This is a genomic window from Nocardioides yefusunii, assembly GCF_004014875.1.
Taxonomy (GTDB): domain Bacteria; phylum Actinomycetota; class Actinomycetes; order Propionibacteriales; family Nocardioidaceae; genus Nocardioides; species Nocardioides yefusunii.
In genome coordinates this window covers 1-19,007 of sequence record NZ_CP034929.1, presented here as the reverse complement: position 1 = coordinate 19,007, position 19,007 = coordinate 1, and the positions used below count along the sequence as shown (strand labels likewise).

At 67.6% G+C, this 19,007-nt stretch carries 17 protein-coding genes and 2 tRNA genes; 2 read left to right on the top strand and 17 right to left on the bottom strand.

The annotated features are described in order from the left end of the window. Positions 1 to 16: 16 nt before the first annotated feature. Positions 17 to 790 carry a DUF881 domain-containing protein gene (locus EOV43_RS00090; protein ID WP_128219126.1) on the bottom strand — a complete coding sequence of 258 codons (774 nt, stop codon included), beginning with the start codon at positions 788 to 790 and terminating at the stop codon, positions 17 to 19. A 101-nt stretch (positions 791 to 891) separates the two neighbouring features. On the opposite strand from EOV43_RS00090, the gene EOV43_RS00085 reads away from it, so the two are divergent. Then, complete coding sequence (locus EOV43_RS00085) at positions 892 to 1,365, top strand: cell division protein CrgA (RefSeq protein ID WP_128219125.1); 474 nt, start codon at positions 892 to 894, stop codon at positions 1,363 to 1,365. A gap of 337 nt (positions 1,366 to 1,702) precedes the next feature. On the opposite strand, the gene EOV43_RS00080 is transcribed toward EOV43_RS00085, so the two are convergent. After that, entirely contained in the window at positions 1,703 to 2,653 is a 951-nt protein-coding gene (locus EOV43_RS00080) for a rhomboid family intramembrane serine protease (protein WP_128219124.1), read from the bottom strand. A gap of 43 nt (positions 2,654 to 2,696) precedes the next feature. Continuing rightward, the gene (locus EOV43_RS00075; protein ID WP_128219123.1) at positions 2,697 to 3,209 is read right to left on the bottom strand and encodes a peptidylprolyl isomerase; all 513 of its coding nucleotides are present in this window, start codon (positions 3,207 to 3,209) and stop codon (positions 2,697 to 2,699) included. Positions 3,210 to 3,392: 183 nt separating this feature from the next. On the opposite strand from EOV43_RS00075, the gene EOV43_RS00070 reads away from it, so the two are divergent. Further along, the gene (locus EOV43_RS00070) at positions 3,393 to 4,184 is read left to right on the top strand and encodes a hypothetical protein (protein WP_128219122.1); all 792 of its coding nucleotides are present in this window, start codon (positions 3,393 to 3,395) and stop codon (positions 4,182 to 4,184) included. A gap of 90 nt (positions 4,185 to 4,274) precedes the next feature. Here the strand turns inward: EOV43_RS00070 and EOV43_RS00065 are convergent, their stop codons facing one another. The 14 genes from EOV43_RS00065 to dnaA form a co-directional block, all read right to left on the bottom strand. Further along, positions 4,275 to 4,664 (bottom strand): DUF3817 domain-containing protein, encoded by a 390-nt coding sequence (locus EOV43_RS00065; protein ID WP_128219121.1) that lies wholly within the window; start codon positions 4,662 to 4,664, stop codon positions 4,275 to 4,277. 30 nt (positions 4,665 to 4,694) lie between these two features. Then, positions 4,695 to 5,549: an SURF1 family protein gene (locus EOV43_RS00060; protein WP_128219120.1), complete on the bottom strand. Its 855-nt coding sequence runs from the start codon at positions 5,547 to 5,549 to the stop codon at positions 4,695 to 4,697. An 81-nt stretch (positions 5,550 to 5,630) separates the two neighbouring features. Continuing rightward, entirely contained in the window at positions 5,631 to 6,236 is a 606-nt protein-coding gene (locus tag EOV43_RS00055; RefSeq protein WP_128219119.1) for a hypothetical protein, read from the bottom strand. Between the two features lie 285 nt (positions 6,237 to 6,521). Then, a tRNA-Ala gene (locus EOV43_RS00050) sits at positions 6,522 to 6,594 on the bottom strand. Positions 6,595 to 6,622: 28 nt separating this feature from the next. Next, positions 6,623 to 6,742 (bottom strand): DLW-39 family protein, encoded by a 120-nt coding sequence (locus tag EOV43_RS15610; protein WP_239022154.1) that lies wholly within the window; start codon positions 6,740 to 6,742, stop codon positions 6,623 to 6,625. Positions 6,743 to 6,777: 35 nt separating this feature from the next. Then, positions 6,778 to 6,851, bottom strand: a tRNA-Ile gene (locus tag EOV43_RS00045). A gap of 107 nt (positions 6,852 to 6,958) precedes the next feature. Then, positions 6,959 to 7,801: a DUF3566 domain-containing protein gene (locus EOV43_RS00040; RefSeq protein ID WP_128219118.1), complete on the bottom strand. Its 843-nt coding sequence runs from the start codon at positions 7,799 to 7,801 to the stop codon at positions 6,959 to 6,961. Positions 7,802 to 7,805: 4 nt separating this feature from the next. Then, positions 7,806 to 10,559 (bottom strand): DNA gyrase subunit A, encoded by a 2,754-nt coding sequence (gene gyrA / locus EOV43_RS00035; protein WP_378529075.1) that lies wholly within the window; start codon positions 10,557 to 10,559, stop codon positions 7,806 to 7,808. 51 nt (positions 10,560 to 10,610) lie between these two features. Next, on the bottom strand, positions 10,611 to 12,710 hold the full coding sequence (gene gyrB, locus EOV43_RS00030) for a DNA topoisomerase (ATP-hydrolyzing) subunit B (RefSeq protein ID WP_128222049.1): 2,100 nt from the start codon (positions 12,708 to 12,710) through the stop codon (positions 10,611 to 10,613). Between the two features lie 313 nt (positions 12,711 to 13,023). Continuing rightward, entirely contained in the window at positions 13,024 to 13,611 is a 588-nt protein-coding gene (locus EOV43_RS00025) for a DciA family protein (RefSeq protein ID WP_239022153.1), read from the bottom strand. Beyond that, positions 13,601 to 14,764 (bottom strand): DNA replication/repair protein RecF, encoded by a 1,164-nt coding sequence (gene recF, locus EOV43_RS00020; protein ID WP_128219117.1) that lies wholly within the window; start codon positions 14,762 to 14,764, stop codon positions 13,601 to 13,603. Before recF ends, EOV43_RS00025 begins: the two co-directional genes overlap by 11 nt. 7 nt (positions 14,765 to 14,771) lie before the next feature. After that, positions 14,772 to 15,689: a phosphogluconate dehydrogenase (NAD(+)-dependent, decarboxylating) gene (gnd, locus tag EOV43_RS00015; protein ID WP_128219116.1), complete on the bottom strand. Its 918-nt coding sequence runs from the start codon at positions 15,687 to 15,689 to the stop codon at positions 14,772 to 14,774. A 60-nt stretch (positions 15,690 to 15,749) separates the two neighbouring features. Then, complete coding sequence (dnaN, locus tag EOV43_RS00010) at positions 15,750 to 16,874, bottom strand: DNA polymerase III subunit beta (protein WP_128219115.1); 1,125 nt, start codon at positions 16,872 to 16,874, stop codon at positions 15,750 to 15,752. A 573-nt stretch (positions 16,875 to 17,447) separates the two neighbouring features. After that, entirely contained in the window at positions 17,448 to 18,983 is a 1,536-nt protein-coding gene (gene dnaA / locus EOV43_RS00005; RefSeq protein WP_239022152.1) for a chromosomal replication initiator protein DnaA, read from the bottom strand. Between the last annotated feature and the right edge of the window lie 24 nt (positions 18,984 to 19,007).

The window sequence follows — 19,007 nt, the reverse complement described above, 5'->3', positions numbered from 1 at the left end:
CGGGCCGTGGCTCGGTTCAGGAGTCCAGCGGGACGGCGTAGCTGAGGTTGGGGACGCCGTCGTAGGCGGGCGCCTCGAGGAAGGACTCCAGGCGGATGTCCCACCCGACGCGGACCTCGGGGTCCTGCGCGGCGGCCCGGTAGAGGTCGAGGTAGTCGTCGCCCTCGACGGACTTGAAGAGGTCGAGCTGGTTCCCGATCGCGCTGATCACGTACGGCGGGGAGTACGGGACACCTTCGAGCTGGACAGTGTTCCCCGAGCACTTGATGCCGGTGGTGGAGATGATCCGCTGCCCCTGCACGGTCACCGCGGTTGCTCCGCCACGCCAGAGTGCGTTCACGACCGCCTGGATGTCCTGCTGGTGGACGACGAGTTCGTTGAGGTCACGCGAGGTGCCGTCCATGATCTCGGCGGGTGCGTCGGTGAGGGTGACGGTGACGCCTGCGCCACGGCGGGTGGTGAGACCCGCGGGGTCCTCCAGGACGGCGATCCGACGGTTGTACCGGCTCACGGTGCGGTCCCCGACGCTGGCGGTCAGCAGGGCGACCTCCTGGTCGAGATCGGCAGCCCGTTCGTTGAGCTCGGTGAGCTCGGCCGACTCAGCTTCGACGATCGAGGCGATGTCGGTGAACTTGCTGGGCCGCAGGTCGATGCCGTCGCTGTTGGCCGCGGAAACCACGCAGAGGGATGCCCCGAGCAGCACGACGACAGGCGTGGCCAGTTTCCAGCGGCGTTCAGAAGGCGTCAGCGGGCGCTTCGTCTCCGGGGACGGCTCCGCACCTTCACTCATGGCGACTACGCTAACCGCGCGGGGCAAGTGTGGCCGAACGCAACACCGGCCACGGACTCCGCATCCATCCACCACGTCACCGCACTCATGAGGAGCACCAGGTGTCCAGCACGAAGGACAAGCTCGACGCAACGGGCATCCCGAAGGAAAAGTTCCTGTCCGTCCGATTCGTCATTTCACTGCTGCTGGTGCTCGCGGGCATCGCGTGGATCGTCTTCCAGTACACCGTGGTCCGGGTCGACCCGATCGCTGCGGTCACCGACGGCGCGAAGCCGGGTGGGCCGAAGTGGGTCGACGACATCGGCCTGTGGAGCTACTGCATCGGCTTCGGCCTGCTGATGGTCGGTCTTGCCACCGCGGCGCACCCCTCGACCCCGCTGGGCCGTGGCCGCGGCGTCGTCGTGGGCATGCTGGGGTGCTTCCTGCTGGGCATGATCTGGATCTGCACGTTCTACGTGTTCCAGAACCAGACACTCGACTCGATCTGGGTCATGAACGACCTCGGCAACTACAACATCCTGGTCGGCATCGCCTTCCTGGCCGTGGGCTTCACCTACGCCACGAAGTGGGAGTGATCCCCGCCTGAGCCAGGCTCAGCAGGACCGCAGAGCGGCCGCGACCCACAGGGTCGCGGCCGCTCTGGTTTTCCACAGAAGTGTTATCCACAGTTGTGAACAACCCTGTGGAGGAGTTACAGACCTGTAGTTATTCACAAGTTCTCCACTGCCTGTGCATTAAGTACCGGAAATACGGTTTCCTGAGCGCGATTTCTGCACATTTGCCGAGGTCAGCGTTCTCCACACGCCTGTGGAGAACCTGTTCATGCCCCCGTTCGGGGGTGGTTTTTCCACAGGAAACGTGAAAAACGGCCCCCGAAGGGGCCGTTTCTCCACAGATTTCCGGGCGTCGTCCTCAGGCAGGGAGCAACTGTGCCGTCCTCGCCACCAACAACGCTCCCGCGATGACGACGAGCAGTGCCACGCCACTCCACTGGAGCGTCGACCGACGCTCGCCCCGCGGCGTGAGCACCATCAGCAGCGCCACCAATGCGCCACCGACGAAGCCGCCGAGGTGACCCTGCCACGAGATGTTCGGGACGAAGAGCGTGATCGCGACGTTGACCGCCAGCAGACCCGCCATGCTGCGCACGTCCCCGCCGACCTTCCACACCAGCACCAGCGTGGCCCCCAGGAGCCCGAAGACGCCGCTGGAGGCGCCCAGCGTCGACTGGTAGGGCTCAGCGAACCACATGATCGTCACACCGGCCACGAAGACCGAGACGAGGTAGACCGCCAGGAAGCGACTGCGACCCAGCACACGTTCAAGATTGGGGCCCAGGACCCACAGCGCGAGCAGGTTCATCGCGATGTGCAGGAACTCCTGGTGCACGAAGCCGTGGCTGAGGATCTGCCAGAGCGCTCCGTCGGTGAATCCGGGCGACCACGACAGCCCGTAGGAGGTGCAGAGGTCCCCGGAGGTGACGCTGGGGTACCACCCCGAGCCGTCGACCGCGGAGCAGCTGCCCACCGGCGTCAGCATCAGCGCCGAAGCGAGCTTCGAGGTGAGACCGCCGGTCGCCCGGACGAGGACGAAGACGGCGATGTTGATCGCGATCAGCGCGATCGTGACCGTGCGCGGGTCACGGGAGGCACGCCCACCGAAGGGGAGCATGCCCTGACGGGTCTGCTTGACCCCCTGCGCGACACAGTCGGGGCACTGGAAGCCGACGGCCGCTTGGTTCATGCAGTCCGGGCAGATCGGACGCTCGCACCGCTGGCAGCGGATCCAGGTCTCCCGTCCGGGGTGCCGCATGCACTGCGGCGCCCCGGACGGGGACTGCGAGGGGTCGCTCGGTTGGGTCACTGGGTTCCTTCCCCTGGCCACCCCTCGTGGGTGGAGCTGAAGATCAGCGGGTGATCTCGACGGACTCGATGGTGATCGGCTCGATCGGGCGGTCCTGGCGGCCGACCGGGGCGGTGCCGATGGCGTCGACGACGGCCTTGGAGGCGTCGTCGGCGACCTCGCCGAAGATGGTGTGCTTGAAGTTCAGCCAGGTGGTGGCCGCGGTGGTGATGAAGAACTGCGAGCCGTTGGTGCCCGGGCCGGCGTTCGCCATGGCGAGCAGGTACGGCTTGTCGAAGGTCAGCTCGGGGTGCGGCTCGTCACCGAACTTGTAACCCGGGCCGCCGGTGCCGGTGCCGAGCGGGCAGCCGCCCTGGATCATGAAGTTGTCGATGACGCGGTGGAAGCCGAGGCCGTCGTAGTACTTGACGCCCGAACGACCGGCGTCGTCCTTGAACTCCTTGGTGCCCTCGGCGAGGCCGACGAAGTTCTCGACCGTCTTGGGAGCGTGGTTCGGGAACAGGTTGATGACGATGTCACCCTTGTTCGTCTTCAGGGTGGCCTTGAGCTCAGACATCTTGGCGTCTCTCCGCATCTGTTGGGGTTCCGTGCTTGCTGCCCCAGATCTTCCCACGCGGGACCCACTTTCCCCACGGGACCAGACCTCTGGCGCAGCCTTGTGTCCTGTGTTGGGATGGGAGCCGGCGTGGCCCGACCCGGGTCCACGTCGCCAACGGTCGTTTCTGGGGAGGTGACACCGATGGGTGTCCGCAGCAAGAAGTCACTGCTCGAACAGGCTCATGACGTGGTGCAGGACGTCGCCGAACAGGTCCAGCCGCACCTGGAGGCCGCGGCGGACAAGGCCGTCGCCCTGGGCAAGGACGGTCTCGACCGTGCCGCGCCCCTGGTCGACAAGGGCAAGGAGGTCGCCGGCACCGCCGCGGCCAGCCTCACCTCGTCCGTGGACGACGCACGCGCGGTCGCCCGCGAGAAGGGCGCCGAGGTCGAGAAGAAGGCCGCCAAGACGTCGCGCAAGGTCTCCAAGGACGCCCGCAAGCAGTCCAGGTCCGCGAAGAAGGACGCGAAGTCCGCCACGAAGGACTCCCGCAAGAAGCTGGAGAAGTCCGCGCGTCGCAAGTCAGCCGCACTGAGCGCCACCACCGCTGCCGCCGCGGCCGCGGTGAAGAACCACGGCAAGGCCCCGAAGAAGTCGAAGAAGAAGGGCGGCGTCTTCGGGAAGCTGTTCGTCATCGGGGCGCTGGCTGCCGCCGTCGCAGTGGTCTACAAGAAGTTCGTCGCCGGTGGCTCGACCGGCGGGTCGCACAGCACCGCGCCGTACACCCCGCCGCCGGTCCCGAAGGCCACGCCTGCGGCTCCCGCACCCACTCACGCAGCTGACGAGGAGGAAGCCGCGCACGGTGAGGGCGAGACCACGAGCCCCGAGGTGGAGCCGTGGCCGCACGACCACCTCGACTCCCAGTCCGACCCGATGATCGCCTCCGACGAGCCGGCGCCCTACAAGCCGGGCAAGACCGGCGACGCGCTGGACTGAGTTCGCTCTGCTGAGAACGGACGAGAGGCCCACCCCGGCGTGCGGGGTGGGCCTCTCGTCCGCGGAGCGCTGCGTCCGTGGAGCCGGCCGTCAGGCGGCGAACTCGTCGGGGAAGTCGTTCTTGATCCGGGTGCTCGCCTTGTGCTCGGCCCAGAACGAGACCACCGGGATCGTGCCGGCGACGAGGATGCCGAGGGTGTAGCCCATCGACCACTTCGCCTTGCGCGAGAGCGAGAAGGCCATCACCAGGAAGATCATGTAGAGCCAGCCGTGCAGGGTGCCCAGCCAGCTGGTGATGAACGAGCCGGCCTTCTCGGCGTTGCTGCCCTCGTCGAACCAGTTGGGGGTGCCGATCGCGTCGACGCCCCACAGGGGCTGGCCGTCGAAGTTCGACAGCGGCACGCCGACGAGGCACAGGACGATCAGCAGCACACCGACGATGTAGGCCATGAGTCGGTAGCGGAACAGAGCCTTCTTCACGTTTCGAGAGTACCGACGCGCCGCAACGGTTCAGGCGTCGGTGGCGGCGTGGGTGTCCTCACGCCGCTCGTCGACGGCTTCGACAGGCTCTGCGGTGGGCTCTGCGGGAGCGTACTGAGCAGCTTCCTCCTCGCGCACCCGCAGCACCTCGTCCCGGCACCAGCGCAGCCAGATGAACAGCGCGAAACCGGCGAAGATCCACCACTCCATCGCGTAGAGGAAGTTGCGCCAACCGGTGGTCGCGGAGACCTCGGGGACCTGGGTGAGGTCGACGGACTCCAACGACTCGACGCCGCCGTTGCTGGTGCTCGCGTCGACGTCCTGGATGTCGTGGTCGAGCAGCAGGTAGCCGCCGTAGAGGTCGCGGTCGACGTGCTGGACCAGGTCGGCCATCCGCACCTGCGGGATGACGTCGTCGGTGGGGTCGTCGTCGGGCATCCCGGCCTTGCCCTCGGGCGGCTGGAGCCAGCCCGCCAGGGACGCCTGGCCGGTGGGCGCGACGGGACGGGGATCGATCTCCTCGATCCAGCCTCGCACGACGGGGATCGCGGACTCGCTGCCGTCGACGGCGAACATCGTGATCACCCAGTGGCCCTCGACGCCGTCACGGTCCCGGTCGGGGACGTAGACGGTGCGGTCGGTGAGCCATTCGCCCTGGGCGGTGACCGAACGAGCCACCTGGTCCTTCTGGAACGGCTGGTCGGGGCCGATGACGTCGACCAACGGCTCGGCCGAGCGCTCGATGCGTTCGGTGGACGCGTCGTCGCGACGGTCCTCCCACGTGTTGAGCTGCCACAGCCCGAGACCGACGGCCGCGGAGGAGAGGACGATGCCTGCGACGTGGGCCCCGAGAGCCACCGGACGGAGCAGCACGGGGATCTTCACGCCTCGAGTCTAGGTGGCGTGTGGTGGAGCAGCCGCGTCCGTCGAGACGTCGCCCTGCTCACGCCCGTACGGGCGCGGGCGTCACCAGCCGAGCGGAGAGACCGGTGCTCGACGGATCTCGCTGGAGCGCACGATCGTGGGCGGCAGCGTCGCGTCGAGCCGGGCTGCCTTGACCGCGACGGCGACGGCGATGCCCAGGGCGACGACGGCGACGGCGAGGAGTGCCAGCGGGGCACCGAACAGGGTCAGGACGGCCATCGCGATCGCTCCCCCCAGCAGCGGGAGTGCGGCGGAGAGTCGCAGTGCAGCTCCACGGTGACGCACGGTTCCGGCGGAGCTGACGCGTTCGAGGACCCGGCGCACGAAGACGCGGGGGGAGCCGTGGACGTCGTCGGCGTGACGACCGCGGCGCGTGAACATGTCGACGGCCTCGACCAGGACCGCGTCGATGTCGGCGTCGGAGACACCTGCGGCACGCAGGCGGACCGCGACGGCGCGGGCCCACTTGTGGTCGCCGTCGGTCAGTCCGACGAGCAGTTTGCTCGCCTCGCGACGCTTCGCGGCCGCGTATGCCTCCGCTGCGTTCTGCGGGACTTCGCTCTGCGGGGCTGCCCGCTGGGCCGGCGGGACGGGCTCGACGGTGGACTCAGCGGGGGCCTCGACCTGCATGGACGCGTGCTTCGACATGGGGGGACTTCCGAGAGATGAACAATGGCGACCGCTCACCACCGTGGAACAGCGCTGGCGGCAGTGCGGCGAGGGACCTGGGCCTGGCGGTGCCACAAGAGTTCCCGAATCCACTATCGGCAGAAAAGCCGCTGTGTGAGAAAAAGAGGACGACGTATCGCCGGTCACGCTCCGTGGTGGCCCCTGAGGACGGGCGCAAGCGAGAGGCCGTCACGCGCGGGCCGCGTCGGACGCAAGACCCCTGAAATGAAGAAAAACCCGGAGTGGAGCCTCCAGGTCTTTCAGTGGAGCCTGGGGGACTCGAACCCCCAACCCCCTGCTTGCAAAGCAGGTGCGCTACCAATTGCGCCAAGGCCCCATGCTGGCGTGAACCAGCGGGTCTTACCTTACGCCACGGAGTCCGTGACGCTGTGCCAGACGGCCTTTTCGGACCGGCTCTGGTCAAACTTCTTCTTGCCGATCACTGCGGCGACGACCGCGAGGGCGATGAGAAGGATCTTCTTCATCGACTTCCTCCGTCTTGGACGTGATGGCGGAACTGTGGGCCTAACAGGACTTGAACCTGTGACCTCTTCCTTATCAGGGAAGCGCTCTAACCGTCTGAGCTATAGGCCCTCCCTCGGCGAACCGAGCGAGTGTGGGCTTTGCGGCCCAACGAGGTGAAACACTACCTGATGCCCTGAGAACAGGACAAAACGGGGTCCACCCCACGCGAGAGGACGTCAGTCGGCGTCTTCGGAGAGCGTCACCTCGACGCCTCCGAGCAGCGCTGCCGCCATGTTGTAGAGGAACGCACCCAGGGTGGCCATCGCGGTCAGCAGGAACACGTTCACCACCGAGACGACCAGCGTCAGGCCGAGCACGCGACCGGTGCCGACGTAGTCCTGGATGTCGAACGACGACGTCCCGTCGCTGTTGGAGGCGACGCTGGCGGCGATCGAGTTGATCGCGTCCCAGACGCCGGCAGCACCCATCACCGACCAGGTGATGAGGACCGCGACGAAGGCGACGACGCCGAGCGCCACCGACAGCAGGAACGCGACCTTGGCGACCGACCAGGGGTCGATCCGGCTCAGACGCAGGCGAGCCCGACGCGGACCACGTCCGCCGAGGCTGGCCTTGCTGGTCACCGGGTCGCCCTGCTGGGCCGAGGAGACCTGCTCACGGGCCGAGGAGGCCACGGCGCCGACCTTGTCGGCGCCGCCACGCAGGACGGCGCCCAGACCAGCTCCGGCCTTCTTGCCCGGCTTCTCGTCAGAGGCGTTCTCCGTGACGGGTGCTGCCGCCTTCTTCACGGTCGGGGCCTGGGCCTTGGGGGCTGCGGCCGCAGCCGACGAAACGGGCCGCGTGGGCCGTTCCGCCGGCGCGGGACGCTGCTGGCTCTGTCCCGGGCGCGAAGCAGCCTGGGGCGGCTGCTTCGCTCCCGGCGTCGGTCGTGCTGCCGAGTACTGACTCGGACGCTTCGACGAGGACGGCAACTGAGCAGAAGGGCCTGCCGGGCGTGCCGCCTTCGGTCCCTGACCGTTGGCGACCGGCTTCCCGTCCTTGTCGAAGCGTTCACTCATCAGATCAGTCCTCGGTGCTCTCGTCGGTGGCGCTGTCCGCGGTCACGGTCTCGGCGCCGGTCGGGTCAACGGTCTCGCCGACAGGACCTTCCTCGGTGTTCGTCTCGTCCTCGGGAGAATCATCACGCGACTCCGTCGAGCGGGCAACCACTGCCACCGAGTCGCCCTTCTTCGGGGTCACGAACTTGACGCCCATGGTGGAACGTCCGGTCGGGCGGAAGTTCTCGTCGATGGGGGAGCGGACGACCTGGCCCGCCTCAGTGATCGAGAGGACCTCGTCGCCGTCCTCCACGATGAAGGCGCCCACGAGCGTGCCGCGAGCCTCGTCGGCCAGCTTCATCGCCTTGATGCCGATGCCGCCACGCGACTGGACGCGGTACTCCTCGATCGGGGAACGCTTCGCGAAGCCGCCGTCGGTGATGGTGAAGACGAACTGCTTGGCCAGGGCCTCCGGGGTCTCGACGACCTCGGTGCCGTCGGCCTCGGTGGTCACGACCTCGCCCGGGACGACCTCGCCGCCCTCGCCGATCTCCGCAGCCACGTGCGCGGCGCGGATGACCGACATCGACAGCAGTGAGTCGCCGTCACGGAACTTCATGCCCGTCACACCACCGGTGGCGCGACCCATCGGGCGGAGCTGGTCGTCGGAGGCCTCGAAGCGCACCGACTGGCCCTTGCGGGAGACCAGCAGGATGTGGTCCTCGGGCGCGACCAGGTCGGCGCCGATCAGCTCGTCGTCGTCGTTGCGGAAGTTGATCGCGATGACGCCGGCCTGACGCGGGGAGTTGTAGTCGCCCAGACGCGTCTTCTTGACCAGACCCGACTTCGTGGCCAGCACCAGGTAGGGCGCCTGCTCGTAGTCGCGGATCGCGAGGACCTGCGCGATCTTCTCGTCCGGCAGGAACGACAGCAGACCTGCGACGTGGCCGCCCTTCGCGTCACGACCCGCCTCGGGCAGGTTGTACGCCTTGGTGCGGTACACGCGACCGGCCGAGGTGAAGAACAGCAGCCAGTGGTGGTTGGTGGTGGAGATGAAGTGCTCCACGACGTCGTCACCGCGCAGCGAGGCGCCACGGACGCCCTTGCCGCCGCGCTTCTGGGTGCGGTACTGGTCGGCGCGGGTGCGCTTGGCGTAGCCACCACGGGTGATGGAGACGACCAGCTCCTCGTCCGGGATCAGGTCCTCCATCGAGAGGTCGCCGTCGGCCGCGATGATCTGGGTGCGACGGTCCTCGCCGAACTTGTCGACGATCTCACCGAGCTCCTCGATCACGATCGCGCGCTGACGGACCTCGTCGCCGAGGATGTCGAGCAGGTCGGCGATCTCGATCTCGATCTTGGCGAGCTCGTCCATGATTTTCTGGCGCTCGAGGGCGGCCAGACGACGCAGCTGCATGTCGAGGATCGCGTTGGCCTGGATCTCGTCGATCTCCAGGAGCTCGATCAGGCCCTGCCGGGCGTCGTCGACCTCGGGGGAGCGGCGGATGAGGGCGATGACCTCGTCGAGAGCGTCGAGCGCCTTCACGAGACCGCGGTAGATGTGCGCGCGGCGCTCGGCGTCGGCCAGGAGGAACTTCGTCCGGCGGACGATGACCTCGATCTGGTGGGTGACCCAGTTCGAGATGAACTGGTCGATGCTCAGGGTGCGCGGCACACCGTCGACGAGCGCCAGCATGTTGGCGCTGAAGTTGGTCTGCAGTTCGGTGTGCTTGAACAGGTTGTTCAGCACGACGCGGGCCACGGCGTCGCGCTTGAGCACGATGACGAGGCGCTGGCCGGTGCGCGAGGAGGTGTCGTCGCGGACGTCGGAGATGCCCTGGACGCGACCCGAGTCGACGAGCTCGGCGATCTTGAGCGCCAGGTTGTCCGGGTTGACCATGTAGGGCAGCTCGGTGATGACCAGGCAGGTACGACCCTTGGCGTCCTCGTCGATGGTGACGACGGCGCGCTGCTGGATCGAGCCGCGACCGGTGCGGTAGGCCTGCTCGATGCCCTGACGGCCCACGATCAGCGCGGCGTTGGGGAAGTCAGGTCCCTTGATCCGCTCGATCAGGGCTTCCTGCAGCTCCTCGCGGGTGGCCTCGGGGTGCTCGAGCGCCCAGACGGCGCCGTCGGCGACCTCACGCAGGTTGTGCGGCGGGATCGAGGTGGCCATGCCGACCGCGATGCCGGAGGAACCGTTGACCAGCAGATTCGGGAAACGCGCCGGGAGGATCGTCGGCTCCGACGAACGACCGTCGTAGTTCGGCTGGAAGTCGACGGTGTCCTTGTCGATGTCGCGCACCATCTCGAGCGCGAGCGGGGCCATCCGCGACTCGGTGTAACGCATCGCAGCGGCCGGGTCGTTACCGGGCGAACCGAAGTTTCCCTGGCCGTGGATCAGCGGGTTGCGCATCACCCACGGCTGCGCGAGGCGCACGAGGGTGTCGTAGATGGCGGTGTCGCCGTGCGGGTGGTACTGACCCATGACGTCACCGACGACGCGCGAACACTTCGAGAAACCGCGGTCGGGACGGTAGCCACCGTCGTACATGGCGTACAGGACGCGACGGTGCACCGGCTTGAGGCCGTCACGGACGTCGGGGAGTGCGCGGCCCACGATGACGGCCATCGCGTAGTCGATGTAGGAGGCCTTCATCGACTCACGGAGGTCGACCTCCATGATGCGGTCGGTCGTCAGGCCGGCAGCGGTGAGGCTGCTGGTCACGCCGGGAGCGTTCTCTTCGGGAGTGTTGTCACCGGTCGGGGTGTCAGTCACGATTGCTCTTTCTGAACTGGTCTATCGATGTCTAAGTTCTGGTGGAGAAACTCAGATGTCGAGGAATCGGACGTCCTTGGCGTTGCGCTGGATGAACGCGCGACGCTGCTCGACGTCCTCGCCCATGAGGATCGAGAAGATCTCGTCGGCACGCGCTGCGTCGTCCAGCGTCACCTTTTGCAGGAGGCGCTCGTCGGGGTTCATCGTGGTCTCCCACAACTCGTCGGCGTTCATCTCACCGAGACCCTTGTAGCGCTGGACCGGGTTGTCCTTGGGCAGCTTCTTGCCCGCCGCCAGGCCTTCCTTCATCATCGCGTCGCGCTCGTCGTCGGAGTAGACGAACTCGTGCGCGGCCGGCTTGTTCCAGCGCAGGCGGTAGAGCGGCGGCATCGCCATGTAGACGTAGCCGTGCTCGATGAGCGGCTTCATGAAGCGGAACAGCAGCGTCAGCAGCAGGGTGTTGATGTGGTGGCCGTCGACGTCGGCGTCAGCCATCAGCACGACCTTGTGGTAGCGCAGCTTCTCGGCGTCGAACTCCTCGTGGATGCCCGTGCCGAGCGCGGAGATGATCGCCTGGACCTCCTGGTTGCCCAGGACCTTGTCGATGCGCGCCTTCTCGACGTTGAGGATCTTTCCGCGGATCGGGAGGATCGCCTGGATGCGCGGGTCGCGTCCGGACTTGGCCGAACCACCTGCGGAGTCACCCTCGACGATGAAGACCTCGCACTCGGCCGCGTTCGTCGACTGGCAGTCGGCGAGCTTGCCGGGCAGGCCACCGCCGCCGAGCAGACCCTTGCGGTTGCGGGCCAGGTCGCGGGCCTTGCGGGCCGCCATCCGCGCGGACGCAGCAGCCTGCGCCTTGCGGATGATCTCCTTGCCCTCGTTCGGGTTCTGCTCCAGCCAGGCACCGAGCTGGTCGTTGACGACGCGCTGGGTGAAGCCCTTGGCCTCGGTGTTGCCGAGCTTGGTCTTGGTCTGGCCCTCGAACTGCGGCTCGCCGAGCTTGATCGAGATGATGGCGGTCAGGCCCTCACGGATGTCGTCTCCGGAGACCCGGTCCTCCTTCTTCTTGACCAGGCCCCACTCCTCGCCCCAGCTGTTGACCAGCGAGGTGAGTGCGGCGCGGAAGCCCTCTTCGTGGGTACCGCCCTCGTGGGTGTTGATCGTGTTCGCGAAGGTGTGGACCGACTCCGAGTAGGAGGTGTTCCACTGCATCGCGACCTCGAGGCTCATGTGAGCGCCGCCGGCGTCCTTGGCGTAGTCGCTGGAGACGGCCTCGAAGGAGATGACCGACGGGTTGGCCTTCTCCTTGCGACGGTTGAGGTGCTCGACGAAGTCGACCAGTCCGCGCTCGTAGAGGAAGACGTGCTCGACGCCGTTCTCTCCGACGACGCCCTGGGCGGACTCACCGGGGACGGCGTCGAGGTCGGCGTCTAGGTTGGTCTCGGCGTCCACGCCCTCGACCGCCTGGGGACGCTGGTCGCGCACGACGATCTTCAACCCACGGTTGAGGAACGTCATCTCGCGGATGCGCTTGGTGATGGTGTCGATGTCGTACTCGAGGGTCTCGAACGTCTCCGGCGAGGCCCACCAGGTCACCGCGGTGCCGGTGTGCTCGTCGTCGGCGAGCGGGCGGACCTGCTCGAGGTCGGCGTCGGGGACACCGTGGGTGAAGCTCTGGCGCCACAGGTGGCCGCGGTTCTTGACCTCGACGACGAGGTGCTCGGACAGCGCGTTCACGACCGAGACGCCGACGCCGTGCAGGCCACCGGAGACCTTGTAGCCGCCGCCGCCGAACTTTCCACCGGCGTGCAGCACGGTGAGGGCGAGCGTGACGGCGGGAAGCTCCTGGCCGGGCGCAGTGCCGGTGGGGATGCCTCGACCGTTGTCCTCGACGCGGACCGAGCCGTCGTCCTTGAGGGTCACGATGATCTCGTCGCAGTGACCGGCCAGGGCCTCGTCGACTGAGTTGTCGACAATTTCCCAGATCAGGTGGTGCAGACCACGCACGCCGGTCGAGCCGATGTACATGCCGGGCCGCTTGCGGACAGCCTCGAGACCCTCGAGGACCTGGATCGCGGAGGCGTCGTACTCAGCGGACACAGTGGTGTCGACGCTGGACTGCTGCACCTCCCCGGGGACCTCGGTCATGACCTCTTCGGTCGGGTTCTCAGCGCTCACGCAGACCTACTTCCAGTTCGTGCGGTACGTCGTGGGGCACGACGAACGACGGCCGCGACTGACGGAGTACGCGACCACTGTTCAGTTTACCCGCTCGACCGAACAGATTCAGCCTCCCGCGCCCAGCCGGTGGGCACGAGTTGGTCCAGAAGTGCCCACAGGGGCCCCTAGAAGGCCTCTCTGGCACCCCCAGAGGGGTCGAGGTATGTCCCGGTACGTCTCGCAGGCCCGCAGATCGGCACAGGCCGATTCCGGCCTCCCCGACGTCGTCGTCGTGCGGAACTCAGCCGTAGGTGTCGCGAACGCCTCGACCGCCGGAGCTGCGCAGGCCCTTCTTCCACGTCGGGACGTGCGGCCCCAGGACGTCGATCACGACGACCGTGCCGTGCCCCAGGTCGGCGTTGAGACGCTTCACCAGCCGAGGTGCGAGCAGGCGCAACTGGGTCGCCCACGCGGTGGAGTCGGTACGCACGGTCAGCTTGCCGTCGACCAGCGCCTCCGGGGTGCAGTGCTCCGCGATCGCCTCACCGACCAGCTGCGGCCACTGGGCGAAGACGCCCTGGGCCTTGAGGTCGGTCTCCCAGCCGCGATTGCCGACCAGGCGTTCCAGAGCGTTGCCCAACGCCTGCGGGTCGCGGTCGTCAGGGTGGGCGCCGGACCAGGCCGACTTCCCCCGACGACGCTGAGGACGTTCCTTGCCGCCGCCCTTCGACGCCCGACGCACGGGCGCAGGCGCCTTGGACTGCGCACGGGCGAACGAACGGGCCAGGTCCAGACCGTCGGCGGGCGGGATGTCGCCGGACTCGGGCAGGTCGACCGTCGGGGTGGTGCCGGTCAGGACGTCGTCGTCCTCGGGGACGTCAGTCGACACGCGTCACCGTGCCCTCCTGCACCCGGAACCGGGCACCGCTCAGAGCGGGCGGGACGTCCTCGGCCACCGCGGCGGTGATCAGCACCTGCTCGGCACCGGCCACCATCTCGGCCAGCTGCTCACGACGGCCCGCGTCGAGCTCGGCGAAGACGTCGTCGAGGATCAGGATCGGGTCGTCGCCCTCGCTGCGGAGCAGCTCGTAGGAGGCCAGCTTGAGCGCCAGCGCGAACGACCACGACTCCCCGTGCGAGGCATAGCCCTTGACGGGCAGCTCGAGATCGCCGTTGCCCAGGGTCAGGGTGAGGTCGTCGCGGTGCGGACCGACCAGGGTCACGCCACGGTCGAGCTCGTCACGGCGTCGCGACTCGAGTTCGAGGTTCAGCACCTCGGCCAGGGACGCGATGCTGGGCACCGTGCCGTCGGCGCCGCCGTCGCCGCGGGGCAGCTCGAACGACGGCTTGTAGGCGATGTGGGCGTCGTCGCGCGAGGCCCCGCGAGCCACCGCTGCGTACGCGGTCCCGACGTAGGGCTGCAACGACGCGACGAGGTCGAGGCGCTGGTGCAGGATCTCGGCGCCGAACTGCACCAGGTGGGTGTTCCACACCTCGAGGGTGGAGAGCAGGTTCTCACCGCCCGCGCCGCGTCCGCGCGCGGTCTTGAGCAGGCTGTTGCGCTGCTTGAGCACCCGCTCGTAGTCCGAACGGACCGCCGCCATCCGCGGGGAACGCAGGACGAGCAGGTCGTCGAGGAACTTGCGACGGTCGCTGGGATCACCCTTGACGAGCGTCAGGTCCTCGGGGGAGAAGACGACCGTGCGCACCAGCCCGAGGATCTCGCGCGGGCGCTGCAACGGAGACCGGTTGATCCGGGCCCGGTTGGCCTTGCCCGGGTTGAGCTCGACCTCCAGTGTCGCGGCACGACCGTCCTTGACCACCACTGCCCGGACCAGCGCCTGGGGGGCGCCGGCCCGGATCAGTGGTGCGTCACTGGCCACTCGGTGCGACGCCAGCCGGGACAGGTAGTCGACCGCCTCGACGAGGTTGGTCTTTCCCTGTCCGTTGCGCCCCACGAACGCCGTCACGCCCGGTTCGAGCTTGACGTCGACGTCCCCGTAGGAACGGAAGTCGTGGAGCAGCAGGTGCTGGACGTGCACGGAGGAATCAGGCGTCGGGGTTCGCGTCGCCGCCGGCGGGCGGCTCGATCTGGACTGCGTGGCCACCGAACTGGTTGCGCATGGCTGCGATCGCCTTCATCGCCGGGGAGTCGTCCTGGCGCGAGACGAAACGGGCGAAGAGCGCAGCGGTGATGGCCGGCACGGGGACGGCGTTGTCGATCGCGGCCTCGACGGTCCAGCGACCCTCGCCGGAGTCGGAGGCGTAGCCCTTGATCGAGGCCAGGCCCGGGTCGGCGTCGAGTGCGTTGACCATGAGGTCGAGCAGCCAGGAACGGATGACCGTGCCCTCGCGCCAGGAGCGGAAGACCTCGGTGACGTTGTCGACCAGGTCGGCCTTCTCCAGCAGCTCCCAGCCCTCGGCGTAGGACTGCATGACGGCGTACTCGATGCCGTTGTGGACCATCTTGGAGAAGTGACCGGCACCCACGCGACCAGCGTGGACGGCGCCGAACTCACCCTCGGGACGCAGGGCGTCGAAGGCGAACTGCACCTTGGCGACGTCCTCGGCGGAACCGCCGTACATGAGCGCGTAGCCGTTCTCGAGGCCCCACACACCGCCGGAGACGCCGCAGTCGACGTAGCCGATGCCCTTCTCCGCGAGCAGTGCTGCGTGGATCTCGTCGTCGGTCCAGCGGGAGTTTCCGCCGTCGACGACGACGTCGCCCTCGCCCAGGAGCTCACCGAGCTCGGTGACGGTCGCGCGGGTCGGCTCGCCGTGGGGAACCATCACCCAGACGACCTTGGGGCCGCCGTCGGTGCCCAGTGCGGCGACGAGCTCAGCGAGCGAGCCGACGTCGCTGAGCGACGCGTCCCGGTCGTAGCCGACGACGGTGAGGCCTGCACGGCGCATGCGCTCGCGCATGTTGCCGCCCATCTTGCCCAGTCCGACGAGTCCGATTTCCATGTGTCCTCCGAGACAGTGCTGCGTACGTGGGGGCGACCGGACAGTGTCCGGTCGACGAAGTCAGGAAAGCAGACGGCGCGGCATCAGGAGATAACGGAACAGATTGTTCTCGCTGGCTCCGGTGGCCTGGATGACGACGGGCTTGGTCGGCTGGGTGAACGAGAGGTCGACCTTGTCGCCGGCCATCGCGGACAGTCCCTGCAGCAGGTACTCGGGGTTGAAGCCGGTCACCAGGTCGTCGCCGGTGACGTCGGCGCTGACCGCTTCGGTCGCCTGCGCCTCGTCGCCGGACTGGGAGTCGAGGATGACCTCGTCGCCGACGAAACGCAGCTGGACGGCGGTGTTGCGCTCCGCGACCAGCGCGACGCGCTTGACGGTGTCGATGAGCTCCTGCTTGGAGATCGTGGCGACGGTGAGGTGCTCGGCCGGGAAGAGGCTGCGGACCTTGGGGAACTCGCCGTCGAGAAGACGCGTGGTGGTGCGACGCAGACCGTCGCCGCTGCGGCCCTCGAAACCGATGATGCCTTCGCCGCCGGCGGACGAGATCGAGATCGTGACGTCGCCCGAGAGGGTCTTGGCAGTGTCGGAGAGGACCTTGGCCGGGACCAGCGCAGCGAGCGAGGCGGTGGTGTCGTTCGGCGTCCAGGTCAGCTCGCGGTGCGAGAGACGGAAGCGGTCGGTGGCGAGCAGCGACATGCGGTCGCCCTCGATCTCGATCCGCACGCCGGTGAGGACCGGAAGCATGTCGTCGCGACCCGCCGCAGTGACGGCCTGGGAGACCGCGGAGGCGAACTCCTCGCCGTTCACGACGCCGGAGGCCGGCGGGACGGTGGGCAGGGAGGGGTAGTCCTCGACCGGCATCGTCTGCAGGGAGAACCGACCCGAACCACACTTGAGCTCGAGCTTCGCGCCGTTGAGGTCGAAGTCGATCGGCTTGTGGGGCAGCGAGCGGCAGATGTCGGCGAGCAGACGCCCGCTGACGAGCACCTTGCCACTGACCTCGAGGTCGGCGGACAGCTCCGCGCGCGCAGAGGTCTCGTAGTCGAAGGAGGAGAGGACGAGTCCTTCGTCGCCGGCTTCGATCAGCAGTCCGGCGAGCACCGGAGCGCTCGGGCGGACGGGAAGGCTGCGGGCCGCCCAGGCCACAGCGTCTGCGAAGACGTCGCGTTCGACGCGGAACTTCACTTAGGTCCTCCGGGTTCGTGATTCGCGTGGTCCGTGAATCCTGCCATGCCGCGTCGACACCTGTCGTCTCGACAGGAACGTCGGCGACGACTCCGAGGAGCCCTTCTGGACCACTTCACGACGTCGCTCGCACCCGAGGAGGACTGACGCAAGGAAGTCCGGACACCCTGTCCGAAAAAAGACGGAGGGAGGAGTTCTCCCCAGGAAGTGCGCAAAGTGAGTTTCAACTGAGTGAGCCCCATGTGTAGGTAAGTTGTTGTCATAGGGACTGGGGAAACTGTGGAAAACCTCCGAAACGGCAGGTCACGGCCACTTTGCCCCCGTGCATGACCTGTGCACAAAAAATGGGATGACTCAGGCAGGGTGTGCACTCCGCCGGGTTGTTCACGCGACCCCCGCTCTTCATCCACAGGGCTGTGGACAAAACCGGCCCTTCGCTCATTTCTTTATCCACAGGCCTGGGGGACCTCCACGGGGGTGGCAGGAACCTGCCATTCGGGTAGCACTGAAACCCCTTTGTGGGGTTCCGACAAAGGGGTTCCGGTGGGTTCCGTCGGCTCGACGGATCTGGGTTCAGCCCTGGCGTGCCTGCATCTTGATCCGGTTGGTGAGTTCGGAGACCTGGTTGAAGACGGCGCGACGCTCCGCCAGCAACTGGTTGATCTTGCGGTCGGCGTACATGACCGTCGTGTGGTCGCGGCCGAACTCCTTGCCGATCTGCGGCAGGGACATGGAGGTGAGCTCGCGGCAGAGGTACATCGCGATCTGACGCGCCATCACCAGGTGGCGTCCGCGGCTCGGGCCGCAGAGGTCGTCGATCGAGACACCGAAGTAGGCCGCGGTCTGGGCGATGATCAGCTGCGAGGTGATCTCGGGCTCGCCGCCCTCGGGGATCAGGTCCTTGAGGACGATCTCCGCCAACGACATGTCGACTTCCTGACGGTTCAGGTTGGCGAACGCCGTGACCCGGATCAGCGCACCCTCGAGCTCACGGATGTTGGTCTGGATCTTCGAGGCGATGAACTCCAGCACGTCCGGCGGAGCCGTCAGTCGGTCCATCGCGGCCTTCTTGCGCAGGATCGCGATGCGGGTCTCGAGGTCGGGAGCCTGGACGTCGGTGATGAGGCCCCACTCGAAACGGTTGCGCAGACGGTCCTCGAGTGCCTCGAGCAGCTTCGGGGGACGGTCGGAGGTCAGCACGATCTGCTTGTTGGCGTTGTGCAGCGTGTTGAAGGTGTGGAAGAACTCCTCCTGCGTCTGCGTCTTGCCCTCGAGGAACTGGATGTCGTCGATGAGCAGGACGTCGACGTCGCGGTACCGACGCTTGAAGCGGTCCTGGCGGTCGTCGCGGATCGCGTTGATGAACTCGTTCGTGAACTCCTCCGAGCTCACGTAACGAACCTTCGCGCCGGAGTAGAGCGAACGGACGTAGTGGCCGATCGCGTGCAGCAGGTGCGTCTTGCCCAGACCGGACTCGCCGTAGACGAGCAGCGGGTTGTACGCCTTGCCCGGCGCCTCGGCCACCGCGACGGCGGCTGCGTGCGGGAAGCGGTTGGAGGATCCGATGACGAACGTCTCGAAGGTGTACTTCGGGTTCAGTCGGGTCTCCAGCGCGGTGGGCGGGGGAGTGGGGCGCTCCGGGGTGTAGCCGGGGTCGAAGCCGGAGTGGCCGCCCTGGCCGAGCTGGTGTCCCAGCTGGTGACCGATGCCGCTGGGGCGCGAGGACTCGGGCTCGCCGTGGTCGAGGACACGGCCGGCGCCGTGACCAGTGCCGTGACCGGGGAGGTCGACGACGTCGGCGTCCCAGTCGGAGTTGTTGCCGGACTGACGGGCCGGAGCCTCGTCGATCGTCGGCAGGGGTGCCGCTTCGTCCTCGAGTCCGGGGTTGACCGTGACGGCCATCCGGATCTCGCGACCGAAGCGGTCGCTGAGGCGGTCCTCCAGGTGCGCACGCAGGCGTCCCTCGAGCTGACCGCGGGTGAAGTCGTTGGGCACCGCGATGATCGCGGTGTTCTCGTGCAGGGTGACGGGCTCGCTGGCGCGCAGCCACGCCCGTTGGTTGGGCTGCAGCTCCTCGACGACGTCGCGCCACACGGTGTTCAGATCCACCGGCTGGTTCTCCACTTCTTCCCC